The organism is Rhizobacter terrae (assembly GCF_003852895.1).
Taxonomy (GTDB): domain Bacteria; phylum Pseudomonadota; class Gammaproteobacteria; order Burkholderiales; family Burkholderiaceae_C; genus Albitalea; species Albitalea terrae.
In genome coordinates this window covers 1-18,714 of record NZ_QUSW01000011.1, presented here as the reverse complement: position 1 = coordinate 18,714, position 18,714 = coordinate 1, and the positions used below count along the sequence as shown (strand labels likewise).

Sequence of the window (18,714 nt, the reverse complement as noted above, 5' to 3'; positions counted from 1 at the left end):
CTTCTGCCACTGGCGGTGGAATCTGCGCCAACACTTGGTAGGCCGTGCTGGACTTGAACCAGCGACCAAAGGATTATGAGAGCCCGCACATGTCTCACAAACCGATTCTGCCATGACTCATCTGGTGTCATGCTGGCTCACGATGTCTCATGCGGATTCAAGCCATTTCTCGACAGTTCAGGCCTCTGCCTAGCACTTTCGCGACCGTTGCCCTACATTGAAGTTGCATGTGGCAACGCTTTGTCACTGCCATGGCAACGTCAATGTGAAGACTTTTGAACCCCTCTCAGCATCCCGAATCAAGCAGGCAGCCTTCATTGCAGCGCGGGATGGCCGAGACGTTTGGCTGAGCGACAACTGTGGCGCCCGTGGTCCTGGCCGCTTGCTATTGCGAATAACGGCCAACGGTGTCAAGCGGTTCTACTTTCGGTACTCCATTGCTGGCAATCGAAAGACCGCATCGTTGGGTTTGTATTCGCGCATCAGACGAGACCGCTTCCTGACCATCGCGCAGGCACGGAGCGCAGTCAATCAACTATTGGTCGCATCCGCTGCGGCGCAGTTTCGCGGAGTCGCTGCCCCCACCACGTCGATTGCGGCCCAACAACCTGCATTGGCAGTCCCGCCCTCGACGGGACCGATCCGTTGTGTCACCGTGATGGAGGTTTGCAATGCGTATGTCTCGCACCTGAAATCGCTGAAGAAGATCTCCGCCGGAGAAGTGGAGAACACGTTCTCGCGCTACATTCGACCATCCTCCGTTGCATCTGTAGAAGCCTGCGAAGCGACTGCAGATCAGTTCTCGGAGATCCTGCGGGAGATCATCAAAGCGGGGCATGGGGTCACTGCGGCAAAACTTCGAGCGGAACTGCATGCGGCTTACGCCCAGGCGATCAAAGCCAAGCTCAATCCATCAGTTGTCGCATTTCCGGTGGATCCGCGAATCCGAACGAATCCCATCAAGGAGATTGCATCGCTCAGTGCCTACAACGCACCCGGTGAACGCTTCCTAGACAAAGCAGAGTTGGCTGAATTTTGGCGCCTTCTGGTGGACAAACAACAGGAGCACTTGAGGTCAGCCAAGCGCTTTGTACGCCTAACGTTGCTGCTTGGAGGGCAGCGAGCCCAGCAATTGCTGCGCGTGCAGATTAAGGACGTTGATCTCGCTCAGGGTTTGATTCGGTTGCTGGATCCGAAAGGCGCTCGGGTACGACCGCGAGAGCACCTACTACCCGCAGGTCCAACCGCCATGACCGAGTTGGCATCGCTGGTTAGCCACGCCAGAGACATTGGGTCTCCTATGCTTTTTCCCGGGTCGCAGGGTGGCGAGCACCTGAGTGATGGCACCATTTCCAACGAAGTGCGCACTTTGAGTGCAGAGTTGATGCGGGCAGGTCGTATCCATCGACCGTTCAAGTATGCTGACCTGAGACGGACTATCGAAACAACGCTGGCATCGCTGGGCGTTAGCAAGGATGTACGGGCGCAGATCCAGTCTCACGGACTTTCCGGGATCCAGACCCGCCACTATGATCGATACGACTACATCAACGAGAAGAGGAACGCTCTACTGCTCTGGGAGCACTTTCTTGAATCACTTCTGAATTGAAGGTGAACGCGACCGCGATTGGCAGTTTGGTCCGTTGAACTTGCTATGGCGATAAGAATACTTATCGCCATAGCAGCGTTCTTTCAACCATTTTGGCATGAGGGCAATTCAAACACTACGCGTTGGGCGGCCACTCGCAAGAGGCACTCCTGGCAACTACCCCCTGTCTTGGGGGATGGACATACTCGGACTCAACCACGGAGGATGCTCCCCACTTCAAATCAACAAGACACGCCATGCGTAAAACCCTGCTGATTGCGCCGCTTGCCACGTTTGCATTGATTGCCACTCCGTCTCGAGCGGAGATCGTGACGTTCAATCACGACTGGACGGTCCAAAACGTCTGGGGCGCTGAAGGATCAGCGCCACCTCCTCCGAAGTTGGATGGAGTGGTCAAGGTTGGCGACGTGGTCCACGTGAGTGCTTGGTACGACAGTGCTCTGGCCGCCTTGACCACGCCCCCAGGATCTGAGTCGCAGCAATACATCTTGCCGACCGCAGCCGCAGGGATGACATTCACTGTAAATGGTTATGTGTGGCGCACTTCAGGCTATTTTCACTACGACGTGATGCCCTCGATGTTTGAGGCGATGGATGGCCACTATGTCGGTGAAATTGATTGGTACGCGCAAAGCTGGCCGCGGCACGATGTGACAGTGGAAACGCCGTTTGGCCCGCAGAACTACGATGCATTCATGGCCGTCATCACCCAATACGACGCCAAGGCATTCGTCGCGCCTGGCCTACCCACCTATCTCAAGGACTCAGACATCGCGTTGCGTCCAGTGACCGGAGCGGTGTACGGTGGTGACTACTTCTTCAATTTCGGCGACAACGGGGCGACATATCCCTCACCAATTCCGGAACCATCGGCGTGGACGCTAATCGCTATTGGATTGGGAGCTCTGATCGCCGGGAGTAGGCGCTCGCGGCGTGCAAGGCACGATAGTTCGGTAGCACCTTCCACTCCGAAATAGCTGGCCCGACTGGGTCAAAGCCGCGGACTCGGGCAAGAGGAGAGTTGCGAAGACCTTTCCACTACATCGCATCCCGCCGCTTTGAATGACTCAGGCCGGCCTATCCCATACGGCCAGTCCCGCGATGCGATAGACCGTGCCATCAATCTTTCGTTCCTCGCCGATCTCAGCCTTCGGGGCCTCTGCGGGCGTGAGTTCGAGATAGAGCGGCGAGTAGGCCGAAAGCGACACCGGCGTGGAAGGGTCACGCGGGGTAGCTCGCGGCACAATGAAGACTGGCAGTTCAGCCGCGCCTGCGCTGCGTGCACCGAGCATCGTCAGCCCGGAAACTGACGCACCGAAGGTTTGAAGGACAGCGGGCGCTCGCGCCAAGTTGGCAACTGCGGCTGACGCCGACTGCCGCAGCACCGCGACTGTGAGGCCTATCGCCCCAATCTCCAACAACTGCGCGAGCGCCCAATTGGCATAGATCACCATTCCGACCAGCCCTTGCCCAGCGCTTGCACCCTGCAGCAGCATCAAGACCTCGCGGTACAACCGAGCGGTAGGGTCCGTGCGTGGTTGCATCAGTTCCTTCGTGCGTTGCATGCGCGGCTGACTCTCCACGGCTTCGTAGATATCCGTCGGGATCAGCACCGCGACCGCGCCACCCTCGGGCAGTCGAACACAGCACAAGCTGCGAATGGATCTGAGGAGGACATCGGCCAAGCGGGCCAGCGCGGGAATGAGAGCGCCGCCGCGGGCAAAGGTGGGCGGGCGATATTTCACCGGCTCCCATTTTTCTTTGCCGTTGTTGTTCCCCGGCCGGCCCGGCAGGGGTGCGCCTGCCCCCTTCGGCGGGTACAGCTGCCCGACCACGACGTCGCGAAGCCCCAGAGACATCCAGATGTCTTCACGCACAATGTTCTCTACCTTCTTGCCGTTGATCCGCCAGTAGTAAAGCACCGCGCCTGCGCGGGCCTGGTAGGCGAAGAGTTCGGCACGATTGCCACCGCTTTCCACAAACCACACCCGGCCTGTGCCGTCGCGCGTGGAGTAGCTCGTCCCCAGGCGCCACTGGGGTCCGCATTGCACCTTGGCGTGCAGTACGTACCATGATGCCTCTTTGGATGCGAGTTCTTCGGCCGCCTCTCGGCTCGCACCCTCCGGCTTGATCTCCCAAATTTCCTGACTGGCCGCGGCGACGATGTCGGCAAATCCCTCCGCAGGCTCCATCTCACCAGGCAATCGGCGGCGCCCAATCCAAGTCTTGCTAGCGCCAGGAATCGAGAACTCCGCCAGCCCCACCCGCGCGTACTGGGCTACAAAGTCGCGCTGAACTAGCAGATGCTCCACCTGACCGTAGCGCACTGCCAGCTGCGCCGGGTCGGGCTTCTGCCACGAGTTCACAAGACCACAAGGCATGACGGCCTCAGGCGATGGTGGCCAGGTTGCTGGTCACGGCGATGTCGGTGCCGGAACTGGGCGTGTACTCGTTCCACTCTGCCATCAACACACCTGACTCGCCCGGCTGCACGACCGCGTAGCGGCTGCCGTGCGCACCATGCTCGTAGTTCAAAGGTCCGACGGTGATGGTGCGACCAGAGATCGCGAGCAGCGTGGTGCTCTCTTGCCAGCCCGACGTGTGCATTAAATCGAGATGCACTCCAGAGTCGATGAGCAGCCGCGAGCCCACCACGAGGCCGTCGGTCGAGTCGACGTCGAGTTGAACGTTGACGTTGCCACCACCCGGCACTGGGCTCGATGAGACTGTCACCACCGACTCCTGCAGGCGCACGTTGGACCGGCCGGTATTGGCTGGCGGGATGCCAGGGTAGTTGCGGTCGTCGTAAGCCGCGATCTCCTGGGCGATCGACATGAACGGGATCGGGTTGCCAGAGGGATCGTTAGCCGAGGTGGAATACGGAACACCGGTATGAACGAAAGCTGTCCACATCTGCTCCCAGCCCTTGCGCACTGTGAGCACCACGCGCGCACTGCCGGCGCGCAAGAAGGCCTGCCTGGTGGGGTCGGGATGTTGCAGGTTGCGCACGAAGTTCCAGCTCTGCGGCTCATCCCAGCAGTAGCCGTAGAGGAAGCTCACCACGTTCTCCCACTCGATCGCCTGGTTCATGAATCGAACCGTCATCTCATTTCGATCGACCAGCGGAAGCAGCCAGAACACCTCGGCATCAGCGACGCGGGTAAAGGCCGCTCCCAGTGGGCGCGGATCAACCTTGGGACCTGGCGAGAAGGGCCGTAGCGGATCTGCCAGCGGCGGCCAACCGTTCGCCTTCTCAGACAGATTTGCCAGCTCGGCGTAGACATCTTCGTTCCTCCAGAAGGTGGATGTAGCATCGCCCGGCATCGTTGCGAGCGCCAGCTTCATGATCTCCTCGCTCTCCTCACGACGAAGGGTGAGCGTGTCCACGCCGAACAGGCGGTCCTGGAGCTGGGCGACACGCGCTGCAATGTCTTGCTGCTGCACGAAGTACTTCGCCTGGGCGCCGTTGTACAGGGCCTGCCACGCGTCCGCTAGCCACTTGTCCAACGTGGCATCGGTGGGCGAGAAGACAGCCGTGCCCTCGATGAAAGAGTTCTCGCAATCGTGGCTGCTAACGTAGACACTGAACGCGCCTCCCTGGTGGTACCCCAATCCAAACAGAGTCAGGTCGATCGGGCCTCTGTTGACGCCACCGCCGTCCGCGTTGTCGTCCTCCTGTTCGGGCAGACTGCAGAAAAGAATGCGTGCCTTGCCGTGGTTGCGCAGGCGAAGATTCATCATCAAGTGTTCGATCCAGTACCCTTCCGGCACATTGATGGGATCGGTGTGATCGTCCACGATTGCGTTGGCGATATCGCTCTTGGATAGTTGCTTCACCACCGTGATAGAGGCTGGTGGCTCGGGAAAAGGCGGAAGCTGCGCGCCGTTGTCGTCGGCGAGCTTCAAGATCGCCGTGTAGTTGTCGTCAGAGATCTTGCGCACATGCCCCGGCGGGAAATGAGGGACAAGGAACTCGAACGGCCCGAGCTGGCCTTGCAGGTGGGCCAAGTAGGCATGCGCCAGCCGGAACTGCCCGGCCGGCTCGGCGATCATCAAGTCGTAGGTCAGGCGCAAGCCATAGCGGTACAGGCGTACGCGCCATTGCCGCATCATCCGAAAGTAATCAATGCGCATCGGATTGACCGGATCTGGATTCTTCAGCGACCGGGTGGTCGTCTCCGACGACCCGGTCACTGTGGTCGTCGAGATCGTCACCTTGTGCTCTTTTTTCACGCGTGAAGAAGCCTTCTGAGTGATCGAGGACGAATGCTTGACGCTGGCAGTTGCAGTGGCGGATGAGGAGTCCTGCGCCGTGAAACCGGTGGAGGCAGAAGCGTCGAACACGTGGTCAACACCTCCGGACACTGTTCCAGTGATGTTGAACTGGTTGGAGTGCTGGCTCTGCGAGCTGGTCGCCTGGGCCAGCTCCGTGTTATCAGTGACCCCGGTCTCGCTCACGTTCTCCAGCGAGTCTGTGACGATGGAGGTGAACTCCTTGGAGGTCACGGACCACTCCTTCTGAATGACGGCCGTCTCCTCCAACGGGGCCAGTGGAATGGTGGCCACCAACTCGCCGCGCACGATGCCCGCTGGCGTCATCTCCAGGCGCTCCAGGTTCATGAAGCCAATGGGCTCGACGCCTCGGCCGATCGTCCCAAGCGCCAAGCCCTGAGTGGCATGCCGCGCCAAGCGCCGAAAGTCCGGAGCCGATGAAACATCGCCGGCTGGCGTGGCTTCGCGCTGCGAGACGAGCGCCTCACCGAGCGCGATGAGCGCCCCCAACGGTACGCTGGCGATTGCAGCCGTGATGACGCCGCCCGCCCCTGCCTCGAAGCTGGCCAGGGCCTTCCACGCGTCGGGTGACAATGCCTGCAGCGTCGAAGCACCGCTGGACGCGGTTGCCTGAATGCGCCCGATCTCGCCAGGTTGCAGTTGCAGTTGCCGTAAGAAGCGCATCTTGAGCAGCCCATCGCGCGACCCGGTCGCGGCCAGGCGTTCCTCAAGGGTCTCCTGCACCAGGAAACTGCCGATCGTCGCCTTGCGCAGGTTGCGCGCAGAGTGCTCCAGCAACGGTGCGGACGCGGGAACTGACGCGGTCGCGGCTGGCCCCGTGAGTAACTGTTGCAAGGCGGGCTCGCCCGCCTGAGTCGTCGCGAACGGTAGCAGTGACCACGGCCCCGCCATCGCGCGCTGGCGCGCCAACTGCACCGCGGTGAAGGCGTCAATCACCGATGGTGCGACCAGACTCAAGTAAACCGGGCCCTCGGACCCGCCGCTCACATCAAGGCTGACGCGCTGGAACGGTGATCCAGACGATCGTTCAAGTTGCATGCCCTGGAGGGCTGGCACGTTGGGCAGTGTGGCGGGATCCTGGATTGCGATGCGAGAGGAGAACAGGATGCCGAGTCGCAAACCGGGGTCGACGGGCAGCAGATTGACGATGGATGAGGTCCAGCTGACCGAATAGGTCCACAAGGAATGTTCGACGCCCTGGACGCTGCCGAAGGGTTCGTGGGCGACCAGGCTCAGTTCATAGACGACGCTCATGGCGGGCTCCCTGATTGTTTCAGTCTCACCACTTCCTGGTGGCGGATCGGCTCAGTGCAACTCAACGATTCAGATACATTGACATTGCGCTCGCGGCGCCTCATGGGCGGGCGCGATTCCTTGGGCTTCAATGTGCCGGCCAGCGTGGGGCAACGTCCTCAAACGATCTCAAACGTTGTCAATGCGAGGCACTGGTTTCACTCATGAGCTTTTCGCCATCCTCCTTGCGCTTCGGCCCCGCGGAACTCCGTGCCGCAGAGCGTCAGCTACTCGTCCACGGTCAGGCCGTGCCGCTTGGAGCGCGAGCCTGGGACGTTCTGCTGGTACTTGTCGAGCGCCGAGAGCGGGTCGTGAGTCGGAAGGAGCTGCTCGATCTGGTGTGGCCTAATGTGGCGGTCGAGGACCACAACCTCTCTGTGCAAGTGGCGCAGCTGCGCAGGTTCTTGGGTGCCGATGCCGTGTCTACCGTGCCAGGCCGTGGCTATCGCTTCACGATGCGCGCCGAAGATGGCGGTGCTGAACAGGTGAACTTGCCTACCGAATTGCGCTCCAGAGCCGGCACGGAACTGCCCCTCTCGGCCCCTCTATTCGGACGAGACGAAGATCTTGAGGCGCTGCTGCGCCTGATCACCAGTCATCGCCTCGTGACCGTTTCCGGGGCCAGCGGCGTGGGCAAAACATCCATTGCACTTGCAGCGGCCCGAGTTGCGGCGAAGACGTTTGGCGATGGATGCCGGTGGGTGGACCTCGCGCAAATTGCCGATCCCGCACTGATACTTGTTGCCATCGCTCAGGCATTGCATCTGCCAGTCGGGAGTGGGAACGCACCCCTCCCGGCGCTCTTGGCCGGATTGAGGCCACTTCACGTTCTACTCATCCTCGACAACGCTGAGCACCTACTGGAAGCGGTCGCGAATCTTGCCGGGGCGGTAGTCGCTGGCACGCCGGGTGTCTGTTTGTTGATCACCAGCCAAGCCAGGTTGCGGGTCGAGGGCGAACGCCTTTTCCGGCTCGAGCCATTGCCTGTGGCACCGCAGGGGACTCGTGTGAACGATGCGATGTCCTACGGGGCCGTGGCCTTGTTTGTTGACCAGGCTCAGGCGTTGGATCACCGGTTCGAACTGACTGACTCCAATGTGGACATCGTGGCGAACGTCTGTCGTCAACTCGACGGCATCGCCTTGGCGCTCAAACTGGCCGCAGCACGAATGCCCCTGCTTGGTTTGCATGGAATCGAATCGCGCTTGGCAGATCGCCTGCAGCTGCTAGGTGGACACAAGCACGATGCGCCAACGCGTCAGCAGACTTTGCGTGCCGCCCTCGACTGGACATACGGCCTGCTGGCCCCTCAGGAACAAGCTGCATTCTGTCAGCTGGGCGTGTTTGTCGGCGGCTTCTCGCTTGAGTTGGCGGCAACCGTGGTGCGCGACGGAACAGAGGACGAGGCCTTGCTCATCGACTCCATGGAGAGTCTGGTCGACCGATCGTTGGTGGTGGCATCCGACGCTCACACGCCTCGATATCGGCTGCTCGAAAGTGCACGCGAGTACGCGTTGTTCGAGCTCGGCAGGAAGGGCGAACTGCATGCTGCTAGGCGAGCGCACGCCCATGCACTCCTTGGGCTCTTCCGGTATGCAGACGAAAGGCAATGGGTGGATCAAGACGAGCTCATCCTCTCGATGGTTGCGCCCGAACTTGACAATCTGCGAGCCGCTCTCGACTGGGGAACTCACAACGAACCACAACTATCCGTCGCAATGCTCGCCTTCGCTTCACGCGTATTTGTGATGTTGGGGTTGTCGCACGAACACCGACGCCGATGTGCTGCGCTCGAAGCGCAGCTATCGAGCGTGACCGACGTGGCGATCGAAGCAAAGTTCTGGCTGGAGAGAGCCAGGACACAGGCATGGTCTGCCTACGGGGAAATGTACGGCTTCGCCAGGAGGGCCGAGACTCTGTATCGGTCACTCAGTGACGCCAAGGGAATCTACATGTCCCTGGGCTATGTTGTGTCAAGTGGACTTGCATCCGCGGAGGCAAACCAGAGGGCAGTCGAAGAAATGGCTTCGCTGGAGCATCCTGAGTGGCCGTTGCGGGTACGCATGTTTCTTCGGGTCGCGGCCCTCTATCGGGCGGACCCGGCAAGTGCATTAGATGCAGCGCAGGCGGCGCTCGCGCATGCTCGTGCAGTCGGCGCCGAGCAATGGACCGCGATGCTGGAGCTTTGGGTGGTCAACTCGGAGCTGAACCTTGGGCATCTGGATGCTGCATTGATGCACTGTGAGGAGATGTTGGATCGCGAGCGGCACCGCCCGGCCAGCCAGCTCATCATCCCCCTGGCTTTTCTTGCACGCATTCTGTTGCTACAAGGCAAGCTGGCCAATGCCCGTGCCGCCCTGCACGAATTCTCAAATGTCTGTCGCATGTCGGAATGGGACGGACACAGAGACTTCGCGGGTCTCTATGTACACCTCGCGGTGCTGGAGCAGCGCTACGATGCTGCGGCACGGCTAGTCGGCTTCGCCGACAAGGCGTGGCGGCATCTTGGTCGGCTGTCGCGATTCAGTCGGCAGGTGCGAGACATCGCTCACGTCAAACTCGAGGAGCATATGGACACACCAACACGTGACAGGCTTATGGCTGAGGGCGAACGCATGGACGAGGAGGCAATGGTCGCGCGGGCTCTGGCGATCAACGATGCGGCCTGAGAAAGCTGATCAAGGCAGCCAGGCGATCTCGCTGGCGTTGCGGATATTGGTCGATATGAACGGTCAGTTTGATAGCAAGACCAGGAGATATTCGCCCGAAAAGGGAACAAGTCAGTGAAGGACCACCTAGTCGGCCTGGACATCGCGGTTGGAGATCGTGAGCGGACCTAAGCCAGTGGTACGGCATTTCAGCTGGGACGCTCACTCACGATCGGCAAGCCAATCGTGACCAACGCAGTACCGACCACCATTACCACAGCAGCGGGCAATAGCGTAGAGACCAGATGCTCACGAAGTTGATCGGGCTCCTTGAGGCGATCTGGAACACCAAACACGGGAATATTTGGAACCGCCACGAAGAAGATGATGACCAAGCCACCAATGGTTAGTGCCCACAGCAAAGCTTTTGACATGGTCGACACCGCCGCCGCGAGGGACGTTCTCCGCAGTCATTGCGAGAGAAGGAAGTATCGACAGAAGGTGCCAGGGTGGTACGGCATCTCGGTCGACACAGGCGCCAACCTGCAGTTCGGAGCGGCGCTCGACTTCCCCTGGGTTCGGTCAGACGAGATGGACGAGGCCACGCGCGACATGCCGGAGCCCCAGCCGGTGGAAAAGGTACTTGGGCCGCGGCGACGCCCGGTCAAAGAGAAGATTGGGCGGAACGCTCCCTGTCACTGCAGGAGCGGCACGAAATACAAGAAGTGCCATGGTCGTTAGTCAGGAGCCAAAACGTCGAGCTCTTTCCGTTTCCATGGAAGTCAGATCTATTGCCACCCGACTTACGACTACTCGGCAATGACCACGGGCTGTTTGACGGCCTCTTGGAGATCCAGCAACGGCTGTCCGGACTTCAAGCTGAGGCCGCCGCGGCCCCGTCCTGCCGAGGGCATGGCGGCGAGCTGGGCGAGACTGCCTTGGTGACGATGAAACTGGACGCAGGGGCCATCGCCACGCCTTTCGATGACGAGCCTGGCCTCCCCTCGCAAGCTGACGTTCAGGCGCTGAATGACGCCAGGTTCGTCGAACCCGATATGCCGCGCGTCAACGCCAAGCCACCCGCCCGCGGCCGCTGGTGGCGGCAGATCTTCACGTTTGACCAGGCGGTGAACGTCTTCTCCGTGATGGTGTCCGTGTTTCTCGGCGTGGTGTGGGTGTAGCACGCCAACCCGACCTGGGGAGGACTGTCCGATTGGCTCGCAGCCTTCCTCTGGGGCCTGGGCGTGCACCAGGTCTCCGGCTATACCTTCGACGGTGTGCTCGGCTTGCGCGACAAGCTCACCTCATGACTGTGCCGGGCGCCTCTGCCCTGGCTGGCGCCTTGCTGGTTGCACGTCCGTCCCACACAATGTGGAGGACAGCAACGACAACAAGGCGCACGATGCCATCGACCGCGACGCCAGGGAGGCCATGGCCCGAAGTGCAAAGGGCTCGACGAGCCATCGTCGTGGTGGATGTTGCCGAATCGGTGCGGCTCATGCAGCTCGACGAGGCGGGCGTGATCGCCCGCTGGCGGCAACTGGTCGAGGAGATTCGCCGGTTCGAGCTGCTTGCGCAGGGCGGCCGGCTGGTCAAGAGCCTCGGCGATGGTCTGCTGCTGGAGTTCGAGAACGTGCCCACCGCTGTGCAAACCGCCTTCGGCATCCAGGATCGGGTCCCGGCCATTAATGCCGGCATCGGACCTGAACGCGCGATGCATCTGCGCATCGGCATGCACGTCGCCGACATCGTCGTCGACGACCTTGACATCTACGGAGCGGGCGTCAACCTCGCCGCCCGCCTGGCCGCGCTGGCGCGCCCGGGCGAGATCGTCGTGTCGGCGCAGGTCCGGGACCAGTTGGTCCCGGACCTGGACGGCGAGCTCGAGGACATGGGCGACTGCTGGATGAAGCACCTGAGCGAGCCGGTGCGGGCCTTCCGCCTCGGACCTGCCTCGGCGCCGGCCTCGCCATGGACCGGCCCACCGGTGCGCGGCGCCCGCGACACGGTCGGGGTGGCTGTCCTGCCCTTCGAAGCCCTGGGCGATGCAACGCATGCTGACCCCCTGGGCCACCTGCTGGCCGACGACGCCATCGCGCGGCTGTCGCGCGTTGCGCAGCTACGCGTCATCTCGCGCATGTCCAGTTCCGCCTTCCAGAACCGTCAGATCACCTTGTCGGCCGTGGCGCAGGCGCTGGACGTCGACTATGTCGTGCACGGCGCCTTCGTGCGCAGTGGCGGCAGTGTTCGCCTACAGGTGCACTTGGTGGAGGCCTTGCAGGACAGCGTGCTGTGGTCCGACACCGTGCGAGGCAACGAGACCGCGCTGATCCACGGCGACGATCCACTCATCGAGCGACTTGTGGAAGGCATTTGTGCCGCCATTGTCGGCCATCAGGTGCGGCGCGCAGGCAGCTCGGCGCTGCCCACGCTGTCAAGCTACACCATCCTGCTGGGCGCGGTGTCCTTGCTGCACAGTCTGTCGCTGCGCGACTTCGAACGATCGCGTGAAATGCTTGCCTACCTCATCGAACGGCATCCGCGGTTGGCCGCGCCGAGAGCGTGGCTCGGGCTGTGGCATGTGATGCGCGTGGGACAGGGCTGGTCCGCCCAGCCCCAGGTGGATGCCGACGTGGCGCGCTCATTCATTGCGACCGCTCTGGACCTGGAGCCCACCCACTCCCTCAGCCTGGCCGTGGACGGCCTGGTCTGCGCTTATGTGCACAAGGACATCGCTACGGCCATGGCGCGTTATGACGCGGCGCTGCAGTCCAACCCCAACGAGGCATTGGCCTGGCTGTACCGTTCGGCGTGCCTGGCCTACCGGGAGCAAGGCGAGGAGGCGGTGAGCGACGCGCTGCGGGCGCAGAGCCTGTCGCCGCTGGATCCGATGAAGTACTACTACGACAACTTCACCTCGACGGCCATGCTGGCACGCGGCGACCTCGACGGTGCGGTCCGCTATGGCACCCGCTCGCTGCGCGCCAACCGGATGCACGGACCGACGCTGCGCATCCTGGCCATCGCGCATTCGCTGCAAGGCGAGATGCCGGCGGCCAGGCAGGCCGTCCAGGAGATGCTGCAGCTCGAGCCCGGCTTCTCGGTGAGCAGGTTCCGGGCGCGCTATCCGGGCCAGGGCACGCAGCAGGTGGAGCGCTACGCCCGGGCACTCGCCGAGGCGGGCTTGCCACCGTGATCGCGCAAGGACCGCGCACCACCGGGCGTCCAAATCATCTCCAGGAGGATCTCTCATGAGCTTGTCAACTTCCGCCACGTCGGCCACTTCAGCCACGTCAGCAACTTCCGCGACCTCGGCCACCTCGGCCGCGGCCAACGGAGTGCCCGGGTATTCCGGCGCGTTGCCGAACCCGATGATGCCCATGGTGCTGGACGCCGCCCGCGGCACGGCGGCAGGCGTCCCCTACGATGTGGCGACTGCCTGGGGGCCGGCCTATCCGGCCGCAGCCTTCGATGGCACCGCGAAGGACAAGCCTGCCGATCTCGCCAGATGGCAGCCTGAAGTGAGGTTGGCCGTGGTGGGTTGGGACCTGCGCGAAGGACTCGTGGTCACTGCGGGCGGCAGGCAGGCGACGCTGTCGGTGCAGGGGAAGGCGGCCGTTGCATTGACATCTCCGAACCTGGGTGTCCTGCAGGAGCAGGCGGGCATCGTCTTGTCCCAGCAGATGCGTTTCCGCGGCGAGGACGACTTTGATGTGCATCAATTGCGCCAGGCCGAGATCCTGATGCAGGTCACGCCGCCGATGGCGTTCTGGAGCGCCCTGCTCCCTCTGCATCCCGACCGCACGCCAAGCACTTACGAGCTCATGCAGGCCGTCCTGGGCTTTGCATCGGACGTGGTGCTGCGGGTCAAGCAGGCTATCGCCTGTCCGAGGCCGTACGAGATGCACCCGGACATCCTGCCCATGGTCCTCACCCCCGGACACGGCAGCTTTCCCAGCGGTCACGCCACCGAAGCCACGGCGGTATCCATTGTCCTCGCGCACCTGCTCTCGGCAGATCCTGCCGCCGAACACCCGCAGCATCGCAACCCGCTTCGCGAACTGGCGTGGCGCATCGCGCGGAACCGCGTCATTGCTGGCCTTCACTTTCCGATCGACAGCACCGCCGGCCACCTGCTCGGCGAGTTCCTCGCGAAGTATGTGGTGGGCTGCGCGATCGGCCGCGATGCTGAAACCGGAAGCTTCGATGCGTCCACGGCGGTGGCCGCCGGTATCCGGTCCACAGACCCACTCTCACCGGCATCCCAACAACCGGAATGCCAAGCCACCGGCGCGCTTGCCGTTGCTGTCAGGCCCAACGTCCAATGGCTATGGAGCAAGGCCCGCACGGAGTGGGGTTACTGAAGGCGAAAGCGCCAGGAGGGCTTGCAATGACGTGGGAAGCTGCAGCACCGGCATTCAACGGGACCCTGGTGGTCGGCCGCGATCCGCTCTCGGCATGGCGTGACCTGCGTCCACTGCCGCCATCGACACGGCGTGTGCTCGTGCCGGTCAAGGACCATCCGCAGGAGGTGGAGAAGCTGCTCTCGGCTAGTGGCTTCGAGCTGGTTCCGATCTACCGGACGGCGGGAACGTCCTTCTGGACCGCAGCCCGCCGGGCGGGCGGCAAGGAGCCTGCCAATGCGAACGGTGAAGTGGCTCTCCAGCTCGGGGGAGTGGAAGCCGACGAGCAGTTTTTCAAGCTGAATGTCGATCTGCATGTACACATCGAGAACCTCTCTGCGGCAGGCCAGTCCGCGCCGCAGCCACCCGTGCTGGGTGTCATCGACGACCGAATCGGCTTTCTGCATTCACAGTTCTGCAAAGCAGCCGCCGGGGAGGACGCTCGGCACACGAGGTTCATCGCCGTGTGGGACCAGACGGAAATCAACGATGCTGCCTTGGTGGCGCCATGGCAGCGTCCCGGGAAACTGAGCTATGGACGCGAGCTCATCCGCGACCGGATCGACGAGGTGCTGGCCTCCGCACCGGCCAACGGGCGCTGGCAGGAGTCCGCCTATCAGCGGCTGGGCCTGGCCCTGCCCTTTGGCGTGACGCCTTGGTCGCATGGCACGCACGTGCTTGGCATCGCAGGCGGTCTGGCCGACCCGTTCTCGCCTGGTGTGTCGGACGCCGCAGCGGCCATGGACCTCATCGCCGTCCAGCTGCCTTCGTCTGCCGTGGAGAAAACACATGGCGCATGGTTGAACGCCTACGTGCTCGACGGACTCCACTACATCCTCGACCGCGCGCCTTCGTCCAGTCCGGTGGTCGTTAATGTCAGCCTGGGGGGCAGCCTCGGACCACGCGATGGAAGCAGCCTGCTCGAGCGTGCCATCCAGGAATTGATCGTTCTGTCCAAGGGGCGCCTAACGGTCGTGCTGGCGGCGGGCAACTCCCGTCAGGAAAAGCTGCATGCCCATCGGTTGCTTGAGCCCGCGGAAAGTGCCAGCTTCGTGGTCGAGGTCGCCGATGACGATCCGACGCCGAACATGGTCGAGTTCTGGATGAACGGCATCGAGGTGCCCGACGCCACCATTGCCGTGTCCCGCATGAGCGCGGCCGGCGGCGTGGCGGAGACATCGGGCCCGGTCTCCAACGGCCAAGCGAAAGTGCGCACGCAAGGCGATGGACTCGCCAGCGGGCTGGTGACGGTGTCCAGCCCGGCGGCCGCACCCAATGGCGTTGGCGTGCAGGCATTCATCGGCCTCGGGCAGACGGCATTCCATCAGCCCAACGCGAGGTCCGAGGCCGGCCGCTGGCAGGTGGAGGTGACCAACCGCCGCCAGATTCAGCCAGGCCAGGACAACCGGCTGCGCGTGCATGCGTGGATCGTCCGCGACGACATTCCCGCCGGCCACGTGGTCACGCCGGCGCCACAGCAGATCGTCTTCACCGGCGCCAGCCCGGTGGAGGTGCGTGCCACCGTCAGCAGCATGGCTGGAACGCGCGGGGCAATCGTCGTGGGCGGCTATGTGCTGTCCTCCGTCGGCCAGCACGGCATGTTCGCTGGCAGCGGGCAAGGCCACACGCCCGCCGGCGGCGAGCCGGGACCAGTCATTTCCGGTCCGGATTTGTGCGGGCCGGCCGCCGTGGACGGACGCGGCGTGCCGGATGTGTGGTTTCTCTCCGATGTCCCGCAGAACCCCGATCCGCTGGAGACACGGCGCAAGCAGGGCACCTCCATGGCTGCGCCCTATGTGGCCCGGCGTCTGGCCAATGCGATCGCAGGGCTCGGCACGCCACCGGCTGACAAGAAAGGCCTTCTCGGTGCGCTGCTGGCGACGGTGCCACAGATGGGGCCGCCCGCAGGTGCTGATCCGACCTGGACGTCGACGGTCTGGATCTGAAAGGAATCGGCGCAAATAAACGGCTTGCCGAGGCAAGCCGTTCGTTCAGGCATGCAGGCGCTTATGCACCGTCTGCGGCCTCACGGATTCGTCACAAGGGGATCGGGCGACGCAGCGCGTCCTCCGCCGCCCATCGACTGGTTCACCTCGTACAGCGGTCTGTCGCAGCCATTCCGGAGCTCAGACCCAGCGACCGCTTGGTAGCAGACAGCGTGAGTAGAGCCTGCGCACCCGACGGACCGCAACCGCTGCACAGCGGTTCCTATCCGATCAATCTCAGCATTAGACTGGACACGGTCATTCGAGCACGCTGGCCGAACGTCAGCACCGCCGCGAGACCAGTCGCTCGACGACGCTCGCGTCCAGCGACTGCTGGACTCTCAAAGCGAACCTTCGAGGCCGCGCGGGCAGTTGCCACTGGCCGGATGACTGCTTGCACTTCAGCCGAGCTCAACAAACCGACCCACAGCGGAAGTTGAATTGCCAAAGCGCGCCGCCCGAAAGCAGCCGCTCAACGCTCGACATGAGGGGCACGGTGCAGACGGCGAAGCTGGCTGGAAGTTGCCTCGGGCAAGTGGAAGTGTCAACGAAACCGAGACAAGCTCCCCGTCCGCTCGATGGGGAATGCGAAGGGACTTCCCACCTTCCTGCAACGGCGTCAAAGCGCCAAGATTGGTGGTGTTCAAAGTCATCAATCTGAAGCGTGGAAAGGGGAAGCCCATGACAGAGGTTATCCGAGAAGGGTCCGTTCGAGTAGGGGTGGATCTGGCCAAGCGCGTGATCCAGGTTCATGCCGTGGACGCACACGAACGAGTGGTGACCAGCAAGGCGCTGCGGCGCGAGCAGTTCCTGGCGTGGTGCGCTCGGTTGCCCGAAGGCAGCCTGGTGGTGATGGAAGCCAGTTCCAGCGCGCACCATTGGTGTCGCCGGCTCATTGCCATGGGGTTGGATGCGCGCATCATCACGGCACAACTGGCTGCGCCGTACCGCCAGGAAGGTCGCAGCGGCAAGAACGACGCCAACGATGCGGCCGCGATCTGCGAGGCGGGCGGGCGACCACGCATGCGCTTCGTGCCCGTGAAGTCCGTGCAGCAGCAGAGCATGCTGTGCGTGCACAAGCTGCGCGAAGGGTTCAAGGAAGAACGCACGGCCTGCATCAATCGCATCCGAGGCCTGCTGGCCGAGTTCGGCTTGGTGTTCGCGCAAAGCCCTGATGCCCTGCGCACGGCACTGCCCGAGGCGCTGGAAGATGCGAGCAACGAGTTGGGCCCCTTGGCACGCATTGCGCTTGATCGCGCTGTGCTTCATTGGCGCGAACTCGATGAGCACCTGGCATGCTGCGACCAGCGCATAGCACAGCACCACCGCGACGACGTCGACGTGCACCGCGCCGCGCAGCTCATCGGTGTGGGTCCAGTCACCGCCTCGGTCGGCCTGGTGCCGCGGCAACGCTCCAGCGGCGGCAAGAACCACCTGGGCGGCATCACCAAACACGGGCAGACCTACTTGCGAACGTTGTTGATCCAGGCCGCCAAGTCAGCGGTCATGACCGCCCACCGGCGCAACGATCCGATCTCACGCTGGGTGCTGGCGCTGCGCGAGCGCTCGGGATGGCAGAAGGCCGTCGTCGCCCTGGCCAACAAGAACGCGCGCATCCTGTGGGCAGTCATGACTCGCGGCGAACAGTTCGATGCCAGTCACGTGAGCATCAAGCCTGCCTAGGACGCCAGCCCAATCCTCTTCCCTGCACGACGTGACAATGAAGACGCACTGAACAGGTCAGACCGGCAGCGGGCAAGCTCGACTAACCCTTGGTGGCCTGCATCACCTTGAGGTCCACGCGATAGGAATGGAGCCCCGCTGAGCGGTTCGCATCTGGGTCCGCATCGCCGCGCATACGCGCTCGATGCAACAAGACCGTCTGTAGAGTGGCAGTCTGTTCTCTGTCTCAGCCGCCTTCGTCGCCGCGTCCACTCGTCAACAAGGAAACAGCAATGCGTTGACTACTTCGGAAGTCCCTGTAAAGGGTTAGGCGACATGGCGACCGCGCGACAGACTGTACTCAGGACTGATCACTCGATATGCCTTGTGATGATCGTATGCCACTGCCACGAGCCAAACAGCAGCAATAGCGAGCCACAGGTAGAGCGTTGAAGGCTCGCGTGTTTTCCGCAGACGCAGGAGGATCACGACGAGCGCCCCCAAATTGAGCAATAGAAAGAATGCTGCGATGGGAACCTGTGTAAGGATCCAGTAGAACGCGTCGCCTGGTCCGCCTGGCAGCCCTTCCTCGCCCGGCTGCACCCACAGCGCCATGCCGAAGTGGATATACAACCCGATGCCTGCAACATTCAAGGCAGCCCAGAACAAGGAGCGACGGAGACGGTGCACTGTTGTGGCGCCTAACGTTTGACATGGGCGGCGGTTGGAAGCGGGCACCGCCCGCTGGAAACCGTCCGCTCGATGGATGGGTTAGGCCGCATTTTGAGGCACACGCTAAGGGAATGCTGGCCAGTTGACGG

Annotated in this window: 13 protein-coding genes; 9 read left to right on the top strand and 4 right to left on the bottom strand. The window is 62.7% G+C overall.

What is annotated here, in order from left to right; genetic code table 11:
• Positions 1-217: 217 nt before the first annotated feature.
• Both DZC73_RS27850 and DZC73_RS27845 read left to right on the top strand, forming a co-directional pair.
• Positions 218-1,609 (top strand): tyrosine-type recombinase/integrase, encoded by a 1,392-nt coding sequence (locus DZC73_RS27850; RefSeq protein ID WP_124543672.1) that lies wholly within the window; start codon positions 218-220, stop codon positions 1,607-1,609.
• Positions 1,610-1,845: 236 nt separating this feature from the next.
• Complete coding sequence (locus DZC73_RS27845) at positions 1,846-2,586, top strand: PEP-CTERM sorting domain-containing protein (RefSeq protein WP_124543671.1); 741 nt, start codon at positions 1,846-1,848, stop codon at positions 2,584-2,586.
• Between the two features lie 90 nt (positions 2,587-2,676).
• On the opposite strand, the gene DZC73_RS27840 is transcribed toward DZC73_RS27845, so the two are convergent.
• The gene (locus tag DZC73_RS27840) at positions 2,677-3,975 is read right to left on the bottom strand and encodes a hypothetical protein (protein WP_124543670.1); all 1,299 of its coding nucleotides are present in this window, start codon (positions 3,973-3,975) and stop codon (positions 2,677-2,679) included.
• 22 nt (positions 3,976-3,997) lie between these two features.
• The gene (locus tag DZC73_RS27835; protein ID WP_124543669.1) at positions 3,998-7,156 is read right to left on the bottom strand and encodes a hypothetical protein; all 3,159 of its coding nucleotides are present in this window, start codon (positions 7,154-7,156) and stop codon (positions 3,998-4,000) included.
• 203 nt (positions 7,157-7,359) lie between these two features.
• Between DZC73_RS27835 and DZC73_RS27830 the strand changes: the two genes are divergently transcribed.
• Entirely contained in the window at positions 7,360-9,864 is a 2,505-nt protein-coding gene (locus DZC73_RS27830) for an ATP-binding protein (RefSeq protein ID WP_124543668.1), read from the top strand.
• A 188-nt stretch (positions 9,865-10,052) separates the two neighbouring features.
• Here the strand turns inward: DZC73_RS27830 and DZC73_RS27825 are convergent, their stop codons facing one another.
• The gene (locus tag DZC73_RS27825; protein WP_161974777.1) at positions 10,053-10,277 is read right to left on the bottom strand and encodes a hypothetical protein; all 225 of its coding nucleotides are present in this window, start codon (positions 10,275-10,277) and stop codon (positions 10,053-10,055) included.
• Between DZC73_RS27825 and DZC73_RS30750 the strand changes: the two genes are divergently transcribed.
• The 6 genes from DZC73_RS30750 to DZC73_RS27795 all read left to right on the top strand — a co-directional run bounded on the left by DZC73_RS30750 (position 10,228) and on the right by DZC73_RS27795 (position 17,914).
• Positions 10,228-10,584 carry an SEC-C metal-binding domain-containing protein gene (locus tag DZC73_RS30750; RefSeq protein ID WP_124543666.1) on the top strand — a complete coding sequence of 119 codons (357 nt, stop codon included), beginning with the start codon at positions 10,228-10,230 and terminating at the stop codon, positions 10,582-10,584. The two genes, DZC73_RS27825 and DZC73_RS30750, sit on opposite strands and share 50 nt — an antisense overlap.
• 104 nt (positions 10,585-10,688) lie before the next feature.
• Entirely contained in the window at positions 10,689-11,024 is a 336-nt protein-coding gene (locus DZC73_RS27815) for a hypothetical protein (protein ID WP_124543665.1), read from the top strand.
• A gap of 287 nt (positions 11,025-11,311) precedes the next feature.
• Positions 11,312-13,039: an adenylate/guanylate cyclase domain-containing protein gene (locus DZC73_RS27810; protein WP_161974775.1), complete on the top strand. Its 1,728-nt coding sequence runs from the start codon at positions 11,312-11,314 to the stop codon at positions 13,037-13,039.
• Between the two features lie 55 nt (positions 13,040-13,094).
• Positions 13,095-14,207 (top strand): phosphatase PAP2 family protein, encoded by a 1,113-nt coding sequence (locus DZC73_RS27805; RefSeq protein WP_124543663.1) that lies wholly within the window; start codon positions 13,095-13,097, stop codon positions 14,205-14,207.
• Positions 14,208-14,233: 26 nt separating this feature from the next.
• A complete protein-coding gene (locus tag DZC73_RS27800) occupies positions 14,234-16,192 on the top strand; it encodes a S8 family serine peptidase (protein WP_161974774.1) in 1,959 nt (652 codons plus the stop codon).
• A 720-nt stretch (positions 16,193-16,912) separates the two neighbouring features.
• Positions 16,913-17,914: an IS110 family RNA-guided transposase gene (locus DZC73_RS27795; RefSeq protein WP_124543816.1), complete on the top strand. Its 1,002-nt coding sequence runs from the start codon at positions 16,913-16,915 to the stop codon at positions 17,912-17,914.
• 306 nt (positions 17,915-18,220) lie between these two features.
• On the opposite strand, the gene DZC73_RS27790 is transcribed toward DZC73_RS27795, so the two are convergent.
• Positions 18,221-18,562 (bottom strand): hypothetical protein, encoded by a 342-nt coding sequence (locus tag DZC73_RS27790; RefSeq protein ID WP_198415016.1) that lies wholly within the window; start codon positions 18,560-18,562, stop codon positions 18,221-18,223.
• Positions 18,563-18,714 lie beyond the last annotated feature (152 nt).

Excerpts from the sequence above, each read along its gene's own strand:
- DZC73_RS27845 (WP_124543671.1), top strand. The coding sequence starts at position 1,846 with ATGCGTAAAACCCTGCTGATTGCGCCGCTTGCCACGTTTGCATTGATT.
- DZC73_RS27835 (WP_124543669.1), bottom strand. The coding sequence starts at position 7,156 with ATGAGCGTCGTCTATGAACTGAGCCTGGTCGCCCACGAACCCTTCGGC.
- DZC73_RS27830 (WP_124543668.1), top strand. The coding sequence starts at position 7,360 with ATGAGCTTTTCGCCATCCTCCTTGCGCTTCGGCCCCGCGGAACTCCGT.
- DZC73_RS30750 (WP_124543666.1), top strand. The coding sequence starts at position 10,228 with ATGATGACCAAGCCACCAATGGTTAGTGCCCACAGCAAAGCTTTTGAC.
- DZC73_RS27825 (WP_161974777.1), bottom strand. The coding sequence starts at position 10,277 with ATGTCAAAAGCTTTGCTGTGGGCACTAACCATTGGTGGCTTGGTCATC.
- DZC73_RS27805 (WP_124543663.1), top strand. The coding sequence starts at position 13,095 with ATGAGCTTGTCAACTTCCGCCACGTCGGCCACTTCAGCCACGTCAGCA.
- DZC73_RS27800 (WP_161974774.1), top strand. The coding sequence starts at position 14,234 with ATGACGTGGGAAGCTGCAGCACCGGCATTCAACGGGACCCTGGTGGTC.
- DZC73_RS27795 (WP_124543816.1), top strand. The coding sequence starts at position 16,913 with ATGACAGAGGTTATCCGAGAAGGGTCCGTTCGAGTAGGGGTGGATCTG.